The following is an 18,786-nucleotide window of genomic DNA, read 5'->3' on the forward strand; positions in this document are numbered from 1 at the left end:
GGGCTTCGGCGAAAAGGACTTCATCATGAAACTCTCGATTCAGCGTTTGGTCCCCGTCATCCTCCCCATGGCGATCCTGGCCGGCATCACCGAGATTCACGCGCGGAACAAAGCTGCGAGCGCCCCCGCATCGATTTCCATGGTGGAGGTGGAGGGCATGGATCGCGACACGCCGCTCGTGCCGCGCAATCGCCCGGAGCTGGCCATCTACTCGGCACGCATCGACGGTGAGGCACAGACCAAGGTGTTCGCGCAAGGTCCCGACGGCAAACCGCGCCTGGTCTACACCGATCCCGAATCCGGGCAGCTGGTGAGCGTCAGCGCCGATGGCACACATGGCATTTTCCGCCGCTTCCTTGCGCCAGGCCAGATCGTCGATATCGCCGTCGACTTCCAGAAGCGTCAGTCGTGAGCGCACGAAGGGCCGGCCGCCTCGGCCTCGCCGTCCGACCCTTCGTGCCCTATGCGTCACGCTACTTTGCTTCTGCGAGCGCCCGTTCGATGACCTTACGAAACTTGGGATACGGTTCTGCCCCGGCAATGTAATAGCCGTTGATGAAGAACCCCGGTGTGCTGTTGATCCCCGCGTCGGTGACCACCTTGATGTCGGCGTCGATCTCGGGCAGATGGGTTTGATTGTCCAGCGCCAGCTTGAACTTGGCCATGTCGAGCCCGATCTGCTGCGCATATTTTTCGAGCGCGTCGCGCTTCATTCCATTTTCCGTGCGTTGGTTCTCGAAGAGCAGCGCGTGCATCTTCCAGAAGCCCTCGGAGCCCTTCTGTTTGAAGGCCTCCTGGGCAGCTTGTGCCGCGATGCCCGCGTCCTCGTGCATGGTCAGCGGAAAATGGCGCCATGTGGCCTTCACCCGATCCCCATACGTTTTCATGACCTCTTTCATGGTGTCCTCGGCCCGCCTGCAATAGGGACATTGAAAGTCGCTCACCTCGACGATGGTGACCTTGGCGTTGGGGTTCCCTTTCACGGGAGCGTGGCTGGGCGCCGGTAGGGCCTTCTTCTCGAGCTCGGGGGCTCCTTTCCCGTTTTGCGTGAGGGCCTCGTAGAGATCGGTCTGCTTGGTGCCTTTGGCGAGCAGGCCTTTGGCCTTGGTGATCTCGTCGTCGATGATGGCCGCGAACTTCTCGTAAGGCTCCGCGCCCACGATCTTGCGTCCGTTGATGAAGAACTGCGGGGTGCTCGTGGCCTGGAAATCGTCGGCCATGTCCTGATCGGCCTCGATGGCGTTCTTGTAACGATGATCCTTGATGGCGCTCTTCACCTTCTCCGGGGCGAGCCCGAGCTCCTTGGCGATGCGGTCGAAATCGGCTTCCTCCAGCTTGGGCGCCGAGTCGAACAATTTGTGGTGCGCATCCCAAAAGCCCTTGTCGCCTTTTTGGGCGCGCGCCTCGAAGGCCAATTGGGCGGCGGGTTCCGCGCGGGGGTGCGTGGGGATGGGCTGGTTTTTCCAAACGACGCGAACTTTGTCGCCGTACGTCTCGCGCACCTTGTCGAGGATGGCCTCGCCGCGTTTGCAGAACGGACACTGAAAATCCGAGAACTCCACGATGGTGACCAGCGCTTGGTTGGAGCCTGAAACCGGGCTCTTGCCGACCGGCACCTTCCATACGGTCTTCGCGTCCTCCGTGTCGGGCTTGTCGTCGTCCGTGGGGGCGGGCGCGGGCGCGGCGAGCTTGTTCTCCTTGGACATGCGCACGTAAATCTCGCTTCGGGGCACGCCGGCGGCGATCTTCGCCTGGGCTTTTCCGAGCTCTTGGTCGATCACGGCTTTGAACGTGTCGAAGGGCTGCGCGCCGGAGATGGCGACGCCGTTGATGAAGAACCCCGGCGTGGCCGTGACATGGATTTGCTGGGCGAGCGCGTCGTCTTGGTCGACCTTGGCGGCCCATTGGTGGGAGGCGAGGCCCGCGCGGAACGTTTTCAGATCGGCGACGCCGGCTTGCTGCGCCCAGCGTTCGTAGCTCTCGGGCGAGAGGGCGGTTTGGTTCTGGAACGCGAGATCGTGAAACTTCCAAAACGCATCGTGGCCTTTGAGGCGAAAGACGCCCTCGGCCGCTTCCGCCGCGGGCTTGGCGTTGCGGTGGAAGGCGAGCGGTAGGTTCTTCCAGACGATGCGGACCTTCTCGGGGCCGTACGCGCGCTTCACTTGGTCGATCGTCGGCTCGACCCGCGAACAATACGGGCACTGAAAATCCGAGAATTGAACGATGGTGACCGGGGCCGAGCGCGCGCCCCACGTGGGATCGTGGCTATCGACTGGAATGGGGGAGTCGGAGTCGCTCCAGGTGCCGCTGGGCTCCGTGCTGGCGCTCGCGCCGCCGCTGCGGAGTCGGTGCGCGTCGTAGCCCCACATGAGGGCGGCGCCGGAGAGGGCGCAAAGGACGAAACCGATGACGGCCACGCCGTTGGGTATCCCAGATGGGTGCGCGGGCAAATCTGCTTTGGGTGCTTCTTTGGATACGATGGACATGAGGAATCCTCCGTGCTCGAGCCGGCGGCTCGCACGAATGCCGAAACGAAGTTGAAAAGACGCGTGGTGGGGCGTCGCCCGAAGCGCGGGCGCGCGCCATGGCCGTGCGCCAACGCGAGATGCGGGTGCGCGGGCCTGCGGGGACCGTCGATGCCGGTGCCTCGAGCCAACCTCGAGGCAAGCCGCGATCAGACGGTGCGCGGCGGTCTTTCCAACAGATGGCGCACGCCCGGGGAGCCGCGCTCCTGGGGCGAACCGCGAAGCACGATGCCCCGCAAAGGACTGCGCATCACGCGCGCGCGGGCCGTGAGCGTCGCCTCCGGGATGGCGTGGGCTGCGGACGGGTCCGGCGTACGGCCCTGCTCGTAGGCATGGAGCCCGAGCAGCCGCAAATTCCCGTCGTCTGCGTCGCCCACATCGATGGACGCCAGGGGAATATCCAAGGTGGGCGCCGGGCCGAAGGTGGTGGCGCCGCGCACGTCACACCGCGGTGCCGAGCGGCCCGCGCTACCCGAGTTGCTTCGGGCGCAATCCGTTCCGGCTTGACCCTGCGATACCTGGAAAGCCTGGAACGCCTGGAATGGGGCGTACGCACCATCCGACGAGCCAGATGAGCCGGGCGCGACGGACGAAACCGATGCCAAAACTGAAGCCGGAGCCGAAACCAGAGAAACCGGAGGCAAAACACGAGGCGACGACAGCTGTGCCGCCCATCCGGGCGACGTCACCAGCCATGCTGCCATGGCCACGATGATCGCTGCGACGCACTTGAACCTCGGATGCATCCGTCTGGGTAATCTGCACGGCGGGCGCGCCGCACGCAAGTCCTTCGTCTTTGGTGTCAAGATGATCGCATCGATCACCTCGCGATGATCGCGCGGATCATGCGCGAGCAGGCCCCTCGTTTCAACAACGATGATCGCCGTCTTTATTGCGGCGGCATGCGCGCTGCACCCGCAGCGCAACCATGATGACCATCATCGTTACGAAAAAGCGCTCCCGAACCCCGATTTTCTCGACCTTGCTCGCCCTCGCCGGTGTCCTCGCGAGCCACCCCGCGCGGGCGGCCAACGAGACCGTGAGCGTATGGCTGACGACCACCGACGATGGGCGCGGCGTGCACGTCGTGCGCGGTTTGCAGCCGCAAGCCAATGTCGCGTTCTCGGCCGGCACGGGCGGGAGCGGACAAAACGTGACGGTCGACGAGAACGTTCGCTACCAACGGTTCATCGGGGGCGGCGCCTCGTTCACGGATACGGCGGCGTGGCTGATGAACGGCAGCGGAGCGCTCAGCGCCGCCGCCCGCGAGACGGTGATGCAGAACCTGTTCAACCCGACCACCGGCATCGGCGTTGGCTTCTTGCGCAACCCCATGGGCGCCTCCGATCTGGCCCGCTACAATTATTCGTACGACGATCTGCCGGCCGGGCAGACCGATCCGAGCCTCGCCCGGTTCTCGATCGACCACGATCTGGCCGACGTGCTCCCGCTGACCAAGAGGGCGCGCGCGATCAACCCCAACGTGACCATCATGGCCTCGCCGTGGAGCTCACCGGCCTGGATGAAGGACAACGGCGATTTCACCCGCCAGGGGTGGCTCAAGGCCGAATACTACGGGACGTACGCGCAATACTTCGTCAAATACCTCCAGGCGTACCGCGCGCAAGGCGTGAACGTGGACTACGTGTCGGTGCAGAACGAGCCGACGTGCTGCGGTCCGAATACCAATTATGGATCGATGAACTGGAACGGCGCGGGGCTCTTGAACTTCACCAAGAACCATCTTTTGCCCGCGCTCCACGCCAACGGCTCGACGACCAAGGTGCTGGCCCTCGACTACAATTGGGGCAACTACGACGATTTGGGCTCCACCGTCCTGGCCGATGCCCAGGTGCGCGCCGATTCCCTCTTTGGCGGCATCGCCTGGCACGGCTATGGCGGCGACGTGAGGCTGCAAACGACCATTCACAATCAGTACCCGAACGTCGACGCCTTCGACACGGAGCACTCCGGCGGGACGTGGATAAGCCATCAACAGCAGGAGGACATGCGCAACATCATCGACTACACCCGCAACTGGGGCCGCACCGTCACCAAGTGGAGCTTGGCGGTGGACCAGAACATGGGACCGCACTCGGGAGGCTGCGGCACCTGTACGGGCTTGATCACCGTGCACAACGGCGATGCCCGCCACGGCCAAGTCGATTATACGATCGAATATTATACGATGGGCCACCTGACGAAGTTCGTGAAGCCCGGCGCCGAGCGCATCGACACCAACGACAACGCCTCGGTCCGCAATGTGGCTTGGCGCAACCCCGATGGCTCCAAGGTGCTGATCGCCTACAACGACACGGGCAGCGCGCAGACCTTGCGCGTCAACTGGGGCGGACAGTCCTTTGCGTACACGTTGCCGGTCGCCACCTCCGCCACGTTCACATGGACCGGCACCCCCGGCGGCGGTGGCGGCGCCACCGGGCCCATCACCGGGCTCGCAGGCAAGTGCGTCGACATTGCAGGCGGCAATGGCGCCAATGGAACGGCGGTGCAGCTCTACGACTGCAACGGGACGGTCGCGCAGCGATGGACGGTGGGCACCGATGGCACCGTTCGAGCGCTCGGCAAATGCTTGGACGTAACGTCGGCATCCACGGCGGATGGGGCCAAGGTGCAGCTCTACGACTGCAACGGCACCGGCGCGCAGCAGTGGCAGGTGACGGCGGGGCGCGATCTGGTGAACGTCCCCGCCAACAAGTGCCTCGATGTGACCGACAACGACCCGGCAAACGGCGCGCGGTTGCAAATCTGGAGTTGCACCGGGGCTGCAAATCAAAAGTGGACGGTGCCCGCGAATTGAGCTTAGCGTACCGCGTGTGAGCTCGAAATTACCGCGCAGGATGCCCCGGACCCTTTCTCGAGGAATCGTGGTGTCGCTCGCGGCGTGCGGTGTGGTGGCGTGCGTCTGTGTCGACGGGAGCACCCCGAAGGTGGAGGAAAAGACCGTGTCGTCGATGGAGGGCGCCCTCGAGCTTTCGTCTGGCTGGCAACTTCAGGACGTGGCCAAGGTCGCGGACTCCGGCGAGGCGATCTCGCAGGTAGGGTACGTGCCCTCGGGTTGGTACCGAGCGACCGTACCCGGCACCGTGCTCACCAGCTTGGTGAACGAAGGGGTTTATCCCGAGCCCCTCTACGGCGAGAACAATCGACCGAATAAAATCCCCGAGAGCCTCTGTCGTACCTCGTATTGGTACCGCGCCCGGTTCGATGTGCCGCGGGTGGCGGCGGGCCGGCATCTCTGGCTGAACTTCGAGGGCATCAACTACACGGCCGACGTGTGGGTGAATGGCCATGCCGTGGGCACCATCCGCGGCGCCTTCGCGCGCGGCCTCTTCGACGTGACGGCCTTCGTGGTGCCGGGCGAGCCGGCGGCGGTGGCCGTCAAGATGAACCCACCGCCGCACCCGGGGGATCCGGAGGAGCACACCATCGCCCAAGGAATGGGGCTGAACGGCGGCGTTCTGGCCCAAGATGGGCCCACGTTTTTGTGCACCATCGGCTGGGATTGGCTCCCCGGGATCCGCGATCGCGATATGGGCATTTGGCGGAAGGTCACCCTGTCGGCCACGGGGCCCGTCAAAATCGAAGACCCCGCCGTCACCTCGGATCTCCCGCTCCCGCGCACGGACGAAGCCGATCTCACCGTCGAGGCCACCTTGCGCAACGTGACCGGCGCGCCGCAAACGGGCGTGTTGCGCGGCGCGCTCGAAGGTGGTGCACCCTTCGAGCAAACGGTGACCCTGGCGCCGAACGAGGTGCGGACCATCAAGCTCACCTCGCAGACGGTCCCCGCGCTGCACGTGCTCCACCCGCGCCTTTGGTGGCCCAACGGTTATGGGCCGCAAAACTTGAATACGTTGCATTTGCGCTTCGATGCGCGTCCGTTCCCTCTCGCAGACGCGGCCTCCGGAGGCGCGGCGGCGCGGGAGGAGGCGCCCTCCGATGTGCGCGACGTGATCTTCGGCATTCGCGAGATCAGCTACCACGTGACCGGCACGGAGAACCTGACCTTGTCCGTCAATGGGGTGAAGGTGATCGCCAAAGGCGGCAATTGGGGCATGGACGAGGCGATGAAGCGCATCCCGCGCGATCGCCTCGAGGCGCAGATCCGCATGCACCAGCAGGCGCACTATACGATGATCCGCAATTGGGTCGGGCAGAGCACCAGCGAAGACTTTTACGAGCTTTGCGACAAATACGGGCTCTTGCTCTGGGACGAGTTCTTTCAACCCAACCCCAGCGACGGGCCGAACCCCAGCGACATCGGTTTGTATTTAGCCAACGTGCGCGAGAAGGTGCTGCGATTCCGCAACCACCCCTCGATCGCGCTCTGGTGCGGCCGCAACGAGGGCGATCCGGCGCCCGCGGAGCTCGATCGGGGCGTTCAGCGCATCATGTCCGAGCTCGATCCCCAGAGGCTCTACCAGCGAAACTCCGCCGACGGGCGCGGCGTTCGATCCGGGGGGCCCTATTCATGGCGCGAGCCGCGCAAGTTTTATCAATTTCCGCAGGACGAAGCGTTCAAGACGGAGATCGGCAGCGTGTCGATTCCGACCTTGGAGTCGGTGCAGGCGATGATGCCGGAGAAGGATTGGAACACCATCAACGACGATTGGGCCGAGCACGATCTGGCGCGCGGCGCCCAGCAGGGACGCGACGATCCGCGCATGTACGCCGACGTGCTCGGAAAGCGTTATGGGCAGTGGGCGAACCTGGGGGAGTTCGTGCGCCGCGCGCAGCTGATGAACTACGAAGCGTACCGCGCCATGTACGAGGGGCGATTTGCCAAGTTGTTCAAGCCCACGACGGGCGTGATCACGTGGATGAGCAACCCCGCGCAACCGAGCTTCGTATGGCAGCTCTACAGCCACGATCTGGAGCCGCACGCCTCTTTGTTCGCCGTGCAAAAGGCCTGTGAGCCGGTTCATATTCAAATGAACCAAAGCGACTTTCACGTCATGGTCATCAACGATGGCACGCAGGCTCGTCCGGATCTTCGCGCGGAGATGCGCGTGTTCAACCTCGACGGCACATTGAAATCCACGCGCCGCGCGAACGTGACCGCGCCGCCGGCCGCGGCCACCGACGTGGGGGCCATGGTGTGGCCCTCCGGTCTCTCCGCCGTTCACTTCGTCAAGCTGGAGCTGCGCGACGGAGAAGGGCGGCTGGTGTCCGATAATTTCTATTGGCGCGCCCGTCCCGAGCGCCCGGACGATTTTACGGCGCTCACGACCCTTCCCACCGTGGCGGTGGGGGTGACGATGACGCGTCGCGAGGACGGGGACAAGGTTCTCCTCGATGCGACGGTGTCGAACCCGACCTCCACCATCGCGCTCGCGACGCATTTGCAGCTGCGCAAGCGGGGCACCATGGCGCGCGTGCTGCCCGTTCATTATAGCGACAATTACATCACCTTGCTCCCCGGGGAGTCGCGGACCATCACCGTGGAGGCGGCCTCGAAGGATCTCGGGGACGAGGAGCCCTGGATCGCCGTGGATGGGTGGAACGTGGTGCGGCGCCCCTGGATCGAGTGAGTCGAGCGCTCAGTTCGGCAGCGCGATTTGGAAGTAGAGGGCGCGTTTGGAGCCGCATTGAACGCACACCACGCGCGCCACCCGGAGGCGCGCGCCGCCATGTTCTTCGGCCGTGTGCTCCTCGACGCGAACCGTGGCGCCGCACGCGACGCAGGGCAAGGAGCGCGCGTGCGTTTCGACCACGGAGGCCGAGGGGACGAGGATGGCCCGCTCCGGCGTGCCGCCGTTTTCGAGGGAGGCGAGCTTCCACTTTTGCGCGACGAGCTTGGCGGCGCTGCGCTCCAGGGACCTTCGTGCGGCTCTTGGTCGTTTGCTCACCGACCGCATTCTACGTTGGGGCGCGGGAAAGCGTGATCCTCTTTGCCAACGGTGCTTGAATGGCAGCCCGAGGTGCGCGGTCTGCCGCGCCCGACTTTCACGCCGAGGTCGATATGTCCCATGCCGTGAGCCACTCCATCGTACCGGAAAGCACGCTCCGCACCTCCGAGGTGGAGGCCTTTGCCCGCGACGGTTTCCTGATCAAACGAGGGCTGTTCGCGCGCGACGAGATGCGCCTCCTCGACGAGGCGTTCGTGGGCGATCGGGCCATGCACCGCCGCGCGTACGCGGTGGCCGACGATGCAGGGGCCTCGACCGAGATCGCGCTCTGGAACGATCCGGGCGACGATCTATTCGGCGCATTCGCCCGCTGCGCGCGGATGGTGCGCGGCGCCGAGGCGCTGCTCGGGGGCGAGGTGTACCACTACCACTCGAAGATCACGATGAAGCCGCCGGGGGGAGGCGGCACGTGGAATTGGCATCAGGATTACGGCTATTGGTACAAGAACGGTTGCCTCTACCCCGATATGCTCACGGTGGCCGTCGCCATGAACGCGGCCAACCGGGAAAATGGCTGTCTCGAGGTGATTCGCGGGAGCCACCGCCTGGGGCGCATCGAGCATGGTCAGGTGGGCTCGCAGACGGGCGCCGATCCCGAGCGGGTTCGCGCGGTGCTCGAGCGCTCGGAGCGCGTGGCCTTCGAGGCCGAGCCCGGCGACGTCATGTTCTTTCACTGCAATACGCTGCATACGTCGGCGCCGAATCGCTCGCAGCGGCCGCGCGATCTGTTCTTGATCGCGTACAACGCGGCCGCCAACGATCCGTGTTTGCCGCACCATCACCCGGGGTACACGAAGCTGGACGTCTTGCCCGATGACGCCATTCGGGCGCGCGCCGGCGTGTGGGCGGGGGAGTCGCGCGTCTTTTTGGATCCCGCGGAGGACAAGAGCATCTACGGGTTTCGGCGGCTCGGGTAGCTCGGCGCCTGCACCCGGGGCTGCCGACGGCCGCATGGGGCGATCATAGCTTGAGCAGCGGGACGAACCAGGTTTCGGCGTATTTCATGCGCCGCGGTGAGGTTTCGAAGATGGGGACCACGGTCTCGACATTCCCCGTGGTCCATCGCACGCGGACTTGGAAGTTGCCGAGGCCTGCGTCATCGCCGAACGGAGGTGTGAGCGAGTATGTCGCGATGTCCTCGCGGGCGGTGCCATCGCCGGTGCCTCCCAGGGGATCGTCGATCAAGCCGTAGGCCACGCCGTCCAAGGTGAAGCGGATGGAGCGGCCAAAGCCCGTGTTGCTGCAACGGTACCAGGCGCCGAGGAGGCGTTGCCGGAGGCCCTCGATCGAGCGGAGATCGTTGTCGGAGGTGCCGCTCGGAGTGTCGTTGCAGATGCGCCTGGCGCGCTCGACCTCTTCGCGCGTGTACTTCGGGGCGCCATCGACGGGCGTGCTGGCCGCGTCGGGCTCGGTCGAGGCGTCGCCCCCGGTGAGCGCGGCGTTGTTGCCCAGGTTGAGATCATGGCTCATACAGGCCGGCACGGCGACGAACACCGCGAGGAGCGCGGCGGTCACGTAGCGCATCATCGCGAACCTTCGATGGCCGCGCGAACGGTGGGGAGCAGCACGCTGCGCGGGTAGCGCTGCTCGAAGCGCGCGGCGCGGCGCGAGGCTTCCTCGTTTCGCACGAGCACCAGGAGCGCCTGAATCGCCAGCGCCTCGCGCTCCTCGCCCAGCATGCCGGAGGGGAAGCGCGCCTTGTGGCGCTCGGTCGCGCGCAGCGCCTCTTCGCCCTCCGTGCGGTTGAGCGCGGCGCGCGCCACGTCGAGGAGCGCGCGCTCCTCGGCGAGCTGCCGGCTCGCGGGCAACGCCGATGGCGCGCCCGACGCTTTGCCGTCGAAGGGGATTTCGAAGGTGACCTCGGGCGAACCCGGTTGGTCCGAGGGCGAGGGGGCGTCGAAAGGTGCGGCCGGCGAGGACGGCGCCGAAGCGACGCGCTCGACATAGACGACGCGCTCGCGCTCCTTGCCGGCTTGGTCGAAGATGCGCGAGCCGAGCACGCCCGCTGCGACGCCCAGGCCGAAGACGGCCAGGAGCGAGGTGGCGATCCATGCGCGCGATGGCCGCGATCGGCGCACCCACGCGCCCGACGGACGTACGTTCTCGGAGGGCGCAAGCGGTTCGCCGCCGCGCCCTCCGCCGCGGGTCGTCGCGCGCTCGAGCCTCGCCCATGCGCGCGCTTCGGCGCCGAGCGGGAGATCCTGCGCATCGCGCTCGGCGCGCACCAGGCGCGAAAGGTGCTCGTCGAGAGGCTTCGGCTCCTTCATCGCCGGCCCTCCTTGCGCTCCGCCTGCTGGCGCTCCGCCAGGTGACGCTCCGCCTGCTGGCGCGCTTGAACGGCGGCCGCGAACTCCTCGCGCGCGACGCGAAGGCGCGAGTAGGCGGTGTGCAGCGGGATCCCCAGCGACGCCGCAATTTCGCTCATGGGCACTTCGTCGATTTCATACAAGATGAAGACGGCGCGGCGATCGAGCGCGATGCCTTCGAGCCCCGCGGCGGCCAGGCGGCGATCGTCCGCGCGCTCCAGAAGCTCGTCGGCGCGCGGCTGCAGATCGAGTGGCTCGCCCGTCTCGTGGTACGCGCGGAAGCGGATGCGCGCCTGCTTGCGGTAGTCGGCGGCAAAGCGCAACGCGAAGGCAAAGAGCCACGGCCGAATGGGTCTGCGGTGATCGTAGGTGTCGAGCTGGCGGTGTACGGCGAGGAAGACCTCGTGTGCGACATCGTCGATATCGCCGGCGTCCACGCCGAGTCGCCGCAGAGAGGCCCAAACGTAGCGAAACTCCGCATCGAACACGCGACGGAAGAATTCGTCCCGCGCCGTCGCGACTTGCATTTCCTGCTCTTGGAGCGACGCGCTCCTTTTTGTCATCGTCATAGGTGCACGACGATCCCCAAGGCGAGCCCGCCCACGAGCACCGGCGGCTTGTAGACGCTCTGCGAATCGATGCGGAACGCCGGTCGGGTGAGCGGGAGCGCCATCTCGAACGACGCCAAAAGGCCCATCTGGCGCGTCATGGCAAGCTCGAGCCCGGTGCGCGCGCCGACGGCGGAGTACATCGATGTGTCGGAGCGGGGCTGCGCGATCTCGAACGACGAAGCTTCGATGCGACCCACGGACGCAAAAGGACAGCCGAAAACCGGGCCAAGGTACGCGCAACCCACGACCGAGCCCACCGTGACGTGCGAGGACACGCGGCCCCCGCCCTCGATGGCGGTGGAGGCGGGCAGATCGTTTCGAGCCTCGAGGGCAAACGAGAGCGCCGAGGTGCGCATCCCGATGAACCCCGCGATCCCCAAGGACGCGGACGGCGCCACGCCCAAGGCACCCACGACGCCGCCGCCCAAAAACGCATGCGGCGCGACCTTCGAACGTTTCGTGTCGTCTGGGGGCGGGTCTCGCGGCGGTGGCGGTTTGGCCGGCTCCGGCTCGGGCGGCGGGGGAGGTGGCGGCTCCGGTGCGATGACCTCGACCGGCCCTTCGGGGGCGGGCTTGGGGCGCGTGAGGCTGAGCGGATCGATGACGATGCTCACCGTGAGCGCCATGGCGGTGATCACGTCCTCGCAGCGGTTCGTTCGCTCGGCGATGGCGCGCCTTCCGCGCTCGACGCCGGCATCGTCGAGCAGCTTCACGTCGCCTTTGTAGAGGCCCTGCGCGCGCGTGATCTGGGCGACGATGGTGACCGGTGCCATATGCCGAAAGGGCTCGTAGCCGAGGCGTGCCGCCACGGCGTTGCGAAGGGCGTCCTCGTCCGGGCAATCGGCCGCGCCCGCGCTGCGGATGTACACGAGGCGCGCCGTGGGGTTGGCCCGTGCCATGGGGGCCGCGAGCAGCAGCGCCGCAGCGATCGTCGACGAGAAGAAAAGCCGCACCATGCCCTTATGTCCGCGCCCGCGGTCCCGATGTAGCCTGTTTACGGACGTGGCAGCTTTTTTCTTCCGGGGTCGTGGTATAGGCCCGGGGCTGGAGGAAGAGTCGTGGCCAAGAACGAGAAGACCGCAATTTCCCCGACACGAGCGGAAGACTATGCCGAATGGTACCAGCAGGTCGTACGTGCAGCCGACCTCGCCGAGACCTCGCCGGTGCGCGGGTGCATGGTCATCAAGCCGTGGGGTTACGCCCTCTGGGAAAATATCCAGCGCGAGATGGACCGTATGTTCAAGGCGACGGGCCACAAGAACGCGTACTTCCCGCTCTTCATCCCCAAGTCGTTCCTCGAGAAAGAAGCCGAGCACGTGGCGGGCTTCGCCAAGGAGTGCGCGGTGGTCACGCACCACCGGCTGATCGAGGGCCCCGGGGGCGGCCTGGTGGTCGATCCGGAGGCGAAGCTGGAGGAGCCGCTCATCGTGCGGCCCACGTCCGAGACCATCATCGGCGCGGCGTTCTCGCAGTGGGTGCAGAGCTACCGCGATCTGCCGCTCCTCATCAACCAATGGGCCAACGTGGTCCGCTGGGAGCTGCGGACCCGCCTCTTTCTGCGCACCTCGGAGTTCCTCTGGCAGGAGGGCCACACGGCCCACGCGACGGAGGCCGAGGCGCGTCAGGAGACGCAGCAGATGCTCGACGTGTACGCCACCTTCGCCGAGGACTACATGGCCATGCCGGTCCTCAAGGGGCCGAAGACGGCCAGCGAGCGCTTCCCGGGCGCGGTGGAGACGTTCGCCATCGAGGCGATGATGCAGGACAAAAAGGCGCTGCAAGCCGGCACCTCGCACTTCCTCGGGCAGAACTTCGCCAAGGCCTCGGAGATCAAGTTCCAGACGAAGGAGGAGACCTTCGAGTACGCGTGGACGACGTCGTGGGGCTCGTCGACCCGCTTGGTCGGCGGCATCATCATGACCCACTCCGACGACGACGGTCTGATCGTCCCCCCGCGCTTGGCGCCCGCGCACATCGCGATCTGGCCGGTCTTCCGCGGCGACGAGGGCAAGGAGAAAATTGTAGAATACATTCAATCCTTCGCCCGGGAGCTGCGCGACATCACCTTGTGGGGGCGCCCGCTGGAGGTGGAGGTCGACATGCGCGACATCCGCGGCGGCGAGAAGCAGTGGGAGTGGGTCAAAAAGGGCGTGCCGGTGCGCATCGAGATCGGCCCGCGCGACGTCGATGGCGGTGTGGTGACGGTCGCCCGGCGCGATCGGACGCCGCGCGAAAAGGAGAACCTCTCGCGCGCCGAGGCCCCCGCGAAGATCCGCGCCATCCTCGAGGACATGCAGCGCGGCCTATTCGAGCGCGCGCGCAAGTTCCGCGACGACAACACGCGCGAGGTGAACGACTACGAGTCGCTGCGTCGCTTCTTCGACAAGGAGGGCGGCGGCTTTGCCCTCGTGCACTGGGACGGCACGGCCGAGTCGGAGGCCAAGTTCAAAGACGACTTCAAAGCGACCATCCGCTGCATCGCCCAGGCACCCGAGCGCGCCGCCGCATGGGGCGAGCGGATGCTCGAGCCGGGCAAGTGCATCGTGACGGGTAATCCGAGCCCGCGGCGGGTGGTGGTCGCGCGTTCGTACTGATCGCGCCGGCGCGCCGGCGCCCGAGCGCGGTGCCGCGTGGGGGGAGCGGATGCCCGGGCCGGGCAAGTGCATCGTGGCGGGCGAACCGAGCCGGCGGCGTGTGGTGGTCGCGCGTTCGTACGGATCGCGCCGTCGCGCCGGCGCCCAAGCGCGGTGCCGCGTGGGGGTAGCGGAAGCTCGGCCGGGCAAGCGCATCGTGGCGGGCGAACCGAGCCGGCGGCGTGTGGTGGTCGCGCGTTCGTACGGATTGCGCCGGCGCGCATGTACGGGTGTACCGGCGGTGGTGTTGCGCCTTGGTACACCCCGTACCAAAGTTGGTACGATCGAGCCGACCCGACGGTGGTTCGAGCGGCGGAACCGTTCCGGATTTTGGTCCGCGGGCCGTGCACACACGGTGGCACTGGCCTTGCTCAACCGCACCGCGGATGCTGACGGAGGGAGAGCTCTTTCTCGACAAATACCGCATCGAGAAGCTCGTGGGCATCGGCGGGATGGGCGCCGTGTATGCCGCGGTCGACGTCGATCTGGCGCGCAAGGTGGCGATCAAGATCCTGCTCCCCGAGATCGCGCGCTCGCAAACGGCGGCCTCGCGGTTCGTGAACGAAGGGCGCGCGGTGGCGCGGGTCGAGGGTGAGCACGTGGCGCGGGTGTTCGCGGCCGGGCGCACCGAGCAAGGGCTGCCGTACATGGTGCTCGAGCTCCTCGAGGGCCAGGATCTGGCGAAGCTGCTGGAGGAGCGCGGAAAGCTGGGGGTCGGCGAAGCGGTCGATATCCTCGTTCAAGCGCTGGGAGGGGTCGCCGAGGCGCACCGTCACGGCATCGTGCACCGCGATCTGAAGCCGGCGAACTTGTTCCTGCACCGCCGGAGCAACGCGGCGCCCGTGGTGAAGGTGCTCGACTTCGGCGTCTCCAAGGCGAGCCGGCCGCTGACCGATACGAGCATGCATCAGAACCTCACGGCCACCAGCACGATGATCGGGTCGCCGTATTACATGTCGCCGGAGCAGCTGATGGATTCGAAGTCGGCCGATCACCGCGCCGACATTTGGTCGCTCGGGTGCATCCTTTACGAGATGCTGACGGGGGTCGTCCCCTTCGACGATCCGTTGCTCAGCGGTCTGGTGATCGCGATCCTCCGCAAGAGGCCCGTCCCCGTGCGGCAGCTGCGGCCCGACGTTCCGGCCGCGCTGGAGGCGATCGTGGTGCGCTGCTTGGAGCGCGATCCGTCGCAGCGCATTGGCACGGCCGCGGCCCTGGCGAGGTTGCTCCTGCCGTTCGCGACGGATACGCGCGCGCCGGCGTTCGTGGTGCCGGCCATCGAGCCGGAAGCGCCGCCTCCGTCCATCGACGCGAAGACGCAGGTCTGGGTGCCGAAGCGGCCGGCGCTGGCGGCGGCGCACGCGACGCCCACACCCGCGTCGAACCCACCGGCGCCGCGTGCCGCGCCGATGCATGCGTCGAATACGCCGGGGCCGATGCCGCGTGCCGCGCCGATGTTGCCGCCGCCGCGTGCGACGCCGATGCCGCGGTCCGATCCTCCGGCGCCGATGCCGCCGATGCACGCAGCGATGCTCGCGCCGCCGCATGCGACGCCGATGCTGCAGCCGCCGCACGCGACGCCGATGCCCGCGTCGGATCCGCGCGCCATGCCGATGCTGCAGCCGCCGCATGCGACGCCGGCGCCCCCGTCGAACCCGCCGATCCCCCCGCCCGCTACCACGCCTATCCCGCCGCGGCCGACGTTTCGTGCCGAGCTGCCGTCGCTGCTGGTGATCGCGGCGACCCTGGTATTTCTCGGCATTTCCGGCTTTCTCTTCGCCCAGCGCAAAGACGCACGCCCGGGAGCCGGCGCGCACGCTCCGGCTGTCTCCCATGCTGCACCCGCGAAAAACGCGCCGCCGTAGGCTATGCTGGGCGCGTGGGGATCGGCTGGACCCAGCGCAGATCCGGAGGAGCGGCAGGGTGCATCGCGCGTGCGGTGGCCCTGGGCGCCCTTTTTTTCGCGGGCCCCGCGGCCGGCCAGGATGCGGTACCGCCGATCACCAAGAGCGACTATGGGCTCGACCTTTTTCAAGGTCCGGTGACCACCGCGAGCCGTGTGGTCGGTCTGGCGGGCGCCTACACGGCGCTGGCCGAGTGGTGCGAGGGCGAATACTCGAACGCGGCATCGCCCGCCGTTCGTGCGCCCTACAGCGTGGGCAAGCGTGAGTTCGATTTGTGCCTCGGCTTCACCAACCCGGGCGCCTTTTCGGGCAACGATTTCGAGAACCGCGGGCCGGGGTTTCGCTCCCTCCCCACGCGCTTCACCAACGCGGCCACCGTCAACCTGGGGCTGCAACTGCAATATGGCCCCTTCGGCGGGACCGTGAACTACGACGCGCTCCACGTCGGCCTGGAGGAAAAAGGAAAACCGACGGACATCTCGGCGGTCATCGAGCGCGTGACCGGCTCGCTCGCCAGCTCGTTCGCCAACGGCCAGCTCCTGTTCGGGGTCGGCTTTCGAACCGTGGCGTTCAATCTCAATCAGGTCGTCAACGGGGACGAGACCACCTTGGTCTCGCGGACGGGCGCCAGCTCGCAGTTTGGCGCCATCTGGATGCCAAAAGGGCTCCCTTTTCGCCTGGGCGGCACGCTTCGCTCGGAGATCGTCGTCCGCGAGATCAAGGGCATCACGGAGAACGACGACGGCTCGCAAGTGGCAGCAGGCCGGATCCTCCCCTCGCATTTGACGGTGCCATGGGAGATCGAGGTCGGCGGCGCGCTCGAGCTCGAGCGAAGGCCCTTCAACCCGCCGCGGGTGGATATCGCGGCCCTCGAGGACGAGGTGCGGGCGCGCTACGATCTCAAACGGCTCGAGCGCGCAACCCGCTATGCAGACGAAATCGCCAAGGCGCCGGAGGTGACGCGCGATGTGCTCCGCCGGCAGCTGGAGCTGCGCGAGCTCCGCATTCAGGCGGAGGAGGACAGGGCCATGGGGCGGGAGTTCGAGAGGCTCCTCGCGGCCGAGAAGGCGCAGGCCGCCTTGTGGGATCGACGTCAGATGCTGCTCTTGGCGAGCGTGCTCGTGACCGGACCCGCCCACGGCTCGGTGGGCATCGCCGATTTCGTGGCCCAGCGCCGGGCTTCGTCGGGCGAGAACACGGTGGTCTCGGTGAGGCTCGGTTTCGAGACGGAGGTCGTTCGAAGGTGGGTCACCTTGCGCGGCGGCACCTACCTCGAGCCAACGCGCTTCGTGGACGGCGCGCCGCGGGAGCACTTTACGCTCGGCACCGACATTCGACTCTTTCGCTTCAACCCGCTCGGCCTGTTCGGCGACGATCCTTGGCGCATCCGCCTCGCAGGCGATCTGGCGCCCCGCTATTTCAACTGGGCGTTCGCCCTCGGCAAGTACCACTGAAACTCGCATTTCACGCTGGCGCGGATCCCTCGAACGCTCCTAGCGTAAACACCGTCATGGACGACGATACGCTCGCATCCCTTCGCGTCGCGCTCGCTGCTAGCCCGAACAACGTCGAATTGCTGGTGCTCGTCGCCTCCGCGCTGGTCGATCGCGATCGCGCGGAGGAGGCCGCAGAGCTGGTGCGCGACGCGGGCCTCGACTCCTTTTCGCGATCCGGGCATCGGCGCGCGGCCGCTCGGGCGCTCTTCGAGGCAGGCGATGCCGATGCCGCGCTCGGGCTCATCGCGCCGGGGTCGGAGTCGAAGGAGGAGGCCGAGACGTTGCTGCTCCGCGCGCGGATCCTGCACCAGCTCGGTCGGCCGAAGGACGCGGTCAAAGCGTACCAAGCGGCGGTGGAGGCCAATCCAACCTTGGAGGACTTGGACCTCAAGGCGATGCTCGGCGCGCGGGTGCGCGAGATCCCGTCGGGCGGCGACCGGCCGAAGATGCGCGTGATCTCCTCGGCCAACGACGATACCGATGCGACGGAGCTCACGAGGCTGCTCCATCCGGAGACCAAGACCGTGACCTTCGACGACGTCGGCGGCTTGACGGACGTCAAGAAGCAGATCGAGCGGCGCATCATCGTGCCGTTTCAGAAGCCTTCGCTCTTTCAACGCTTCAAGAAGCGGGTGGGAGGCGGGATTTTGCTCTACGGGCCGCCAGGCTGCGGAAAGACGCTGCTCGCGCGGGCCACGGCCGGCGAGTGCAAGGCCACGTTCTTCAACGTCGCCATCCACGATATCCTCGATATGTACATCGGCGAGTCGGAGCGGAAGCTGCACGCGATCTTCGACAAGGCGCGCGCGAGCACCCCGGCCGTGCTCTTCTTCGACGAGCTGGAGGCGCTCGCCGGCAAGCGGCAGCATACGCGGGAGGCCACCAGCGCCAAGCTGGTGAGCCAGTTCCTCTCCGAGATGGATGGCTTCACCCAAAACAACGCGGGCGTGCTGATCCTGGGCGCCACCAACGTTCCGTGGGCCGTCGACGCGGCCTTCCGCCGTCCGGGCCGTTTCGATCGCGTCCTCTTCGTTCCGCCGCCCGATAAAGTGGCCCGGGCCGCCATCTTGCGACACCTGCTGGAGGCGCGCCCGACCGAGGACATCGACGCCGACGCCATCGCCAGCAAGACCAGCGGCTTCTCCGGCGCCGATCTGGAGCACCTCATCGAGACCGCCAGCGACGAGGCCATCGAGGCCTCGCTCGCGAGTGGCAGCGAGGTGCCGATCGCGCAACGCCACCTGGTCGCCGCGCTGCGCGACGTGAAGCCGACGACCCTCGAGTGGCTGACCACCGCCCGCAACTACGCCCGCTACGCAAACGAAGGGGGCCAATACGATGACGTCCTCGATTTTCTGAAGCGGCATGGGAAAGATTAATC

General features: G+C 66.8%; 15 protein-coding genes. 8 read left to right on the forward strand and 7 right to left on the reverse strand.

Features of this window, described 5'->3' with window-relative positions; genetic code table 11:
• Positions 1–25: 25 nt before the first annotated feature.
• Entirely contained in the window at positions 26–412 is a 387-nt protein-coding gene (locus tag LZC94_48410) for a hypothetical protein (protein WXB15628.1), read from the forward strand.
• 61 nt (positions 413–473) lie between these two features.
• Here the strand turns inward: LZC94_48410 and LZC94_48415 are convergent, their stop codons facing one another.
• Together LZC94_48415 and LZC94_48420 are read right to left on the reverse strand one after the other, a co-directional pair.
• Complete coding sequence (locus LZC94_48415; protein ID WXB15629.1) at positions 474–2,486, reverse strand: thioredoxin domain-containing protein; 2,013 nt, start codon at positions 2,484–2,486, stop codon at positions 474–476.
• 188 nt (positions 2,487–2,674) lie between these two features.
• Entirely contained in the window at positions 2,675–2,965 is a 291-nt protein-coding gene (locus LZC94_48420) for a hypothetical protein (GenBank protein ID WXB15630.1), read from the reverse strand.
• 488 nt (positions 2,966–3,453) lie between these two features.
• Between LZC94_48420 and LZC94_48425 the strand changes: the two genes are divergently transcribed.
• Positions 3,454–5,343, forward strand: a complete 1,890-nt coding sequence (locus LZC94_48425; protein WXB15631.1) for a ricin-type beta-trefoil lectin domain protein — start codon at positions 3,454–3,456, stop codon at positions 5,341–5,343.
• A gap of 67 nt (positions 5,344–5,410) precedes the next feature.
• Positions 5,411–8,077, forward strand: a complete 2,667-nt coding sequence (locus LZC94_48430; GenBank protein ID WXB15632.1) for a hypothetical protein — start codon at positions 5,411–5,413, stop codon at positions 8,075–8,077.
• A gap of 9 nt (positions 8,078–8,086) precedes the next feature.
• On the opposite strand, the gene LZC94_48435 is transcribed toward LZC94_48430, so the two are convergent.
• Positions 8,087–8,395 carry a hypothetical protein gene (locus tag LZC94_48435; protein WXB15633.1) on the reverse strand — a complete coding sequence of 103 codons (309 nt, stop codon included), beginning with the start codon at positions 8,393–8,395 and terminating at the stop codon, positions 8,087–8,089.
• Between the two features lie 59 nt (positions 8,396–8,454).
• Between LZC94_48435 and LZC94_48440 the strand changes: the two genes are divergently transcribed.
• Positions 8,455–9,372: a phytanoyl-CoA dioxygenase family protein gene (locus LZC94_48440; protein ID WXB15634.1), complete on the forward strand. Its 918-nt coding sequence runs from the start codon at positions 8,455–8,457 to the stop codon at positions 9,370–9,372.
• A 43-nt stretch (positions 9,373–9,415) separates the two neighbouring features.
• Here LZC94_48440 and LZC94_48445 read toward each other — a convergent pair whose 3' ends face one another.
• The 4 genes from LZC94_48445 to LZC94_48460 are packed head-to-tail and all read right to left on the reverse strand — an operon-like array spanning position 9,416 to position 12,328.
• On the reverse strand, positions 9,416–9,982 hold the full coding sequence (locus LZC94_48445) for a hypothetical protein (GenBank protein ID WXB15635.1): 567 nt from the start codon (positions 9,980–9,982) through the stop codon (positions 9,416–9,418).
• Positions 9,979–10,722, reverse strand: coding sequence for a hypothetical protein (locus tag LZC94_48450; protein ID WXB15636.1), 744 nt, complete (start codon positions 10,720–10,722; stop codon positions 9,979–9,981). The genes LZC94_48445 and LZC94_48450 overlap by 4 nt, the downstream gene beginning before the upstream one ends.
• Positions 10,719–11,288: an RNA polymerase sigma factor gene (locus LZC94_48455; protein ID WXB15637.1), complete on the reverse strand. Its 570-nt coding sequence runs from the start codon at positions 11,286–11,288 to the stop codon at positions 10,719–10,721. Before LZC94_48455 ends, LZC94_48450 begins: the two co-directional genes overlap by 4 nt.
• A gap of 38 nt (positions 11,289–11,326) precedes the next feature.
• On the reverse strand, positions 11,327–12,328 hold the full coding sequence (locus tag LZC94_48460) for a hypothetical protein (GenBank protein ID WXB15638.1): 1,002 nt from the start codon (positions 12,326–12,328) through the stop codon (positions 11,327–11,329).
• Positions 12,329–12,430: 102 nt separating this feature from the next.
• On the opposite strand from LZC94_48460, the gene proS reads away from it, so the two are divergent.
• The 4 genes from proS (at position 12,431) to LZC94_48480 (ending at position 18,784) form a co-directional block, all read left to right on the forward strand.
• Positions 12,431–13,966: a proline--tRNA ligase gene (gene proS, locus LZC94_48465; protein WXB15639.1), complete on the forward strand. Its 1,536-nt coding sequence runs from the start codon at positions 12,431–12,433 to the stop codon at positions 13,964–13,966.
• A gap of 425 nt (positions 13,967–14,391) precedes the next feature.
• A complete protein-coding gene (locus tag LZC94_48470; protein ID WXB15640.1) occupies positions 14,392–15,870 on the forward strand; it encodes a protein kinase in 1,479 nt (492 codons plus the stop codon).
• A gap of 14 nt (positions 15,871–15,884) precedes the next feature.
• Positions 15,885–17,363 carry a hypothetical protein gene (locus tag LZC94_48475; GenBank protein WXB15641.1) on the forward strand — a complete coding sequence of 493 codons (1,479 nt, stop codon included), beginning with the start codon at positions 15,885–15,887 and terminating at the stop codon, positions 17,361–17,363.
• Between the two features lie 56 nt (positions 17,364–17,419).
• Positions 17,420–18,784, forward strand: coding sequence for an AAA family ATPase (locus tag LZC94_48480; GenBank protein WXB15642.1), 1,365 nt, complete (start codon positions 17,420–17,422; stop codon positions 18,782–18,784).
• Positions 18,785–18,786: the final 2 nt, after the last annotated feature.

The organism is Sorangiineae bacterium MSr11954 (assembly GCA_037157815.1).
Taxonomy (GTDB): Bacteria; Myxococcota_A; Polyangia; order Polyangiales; family Polyangiaceae; genus Pendulispora; species Pendulispora albinea.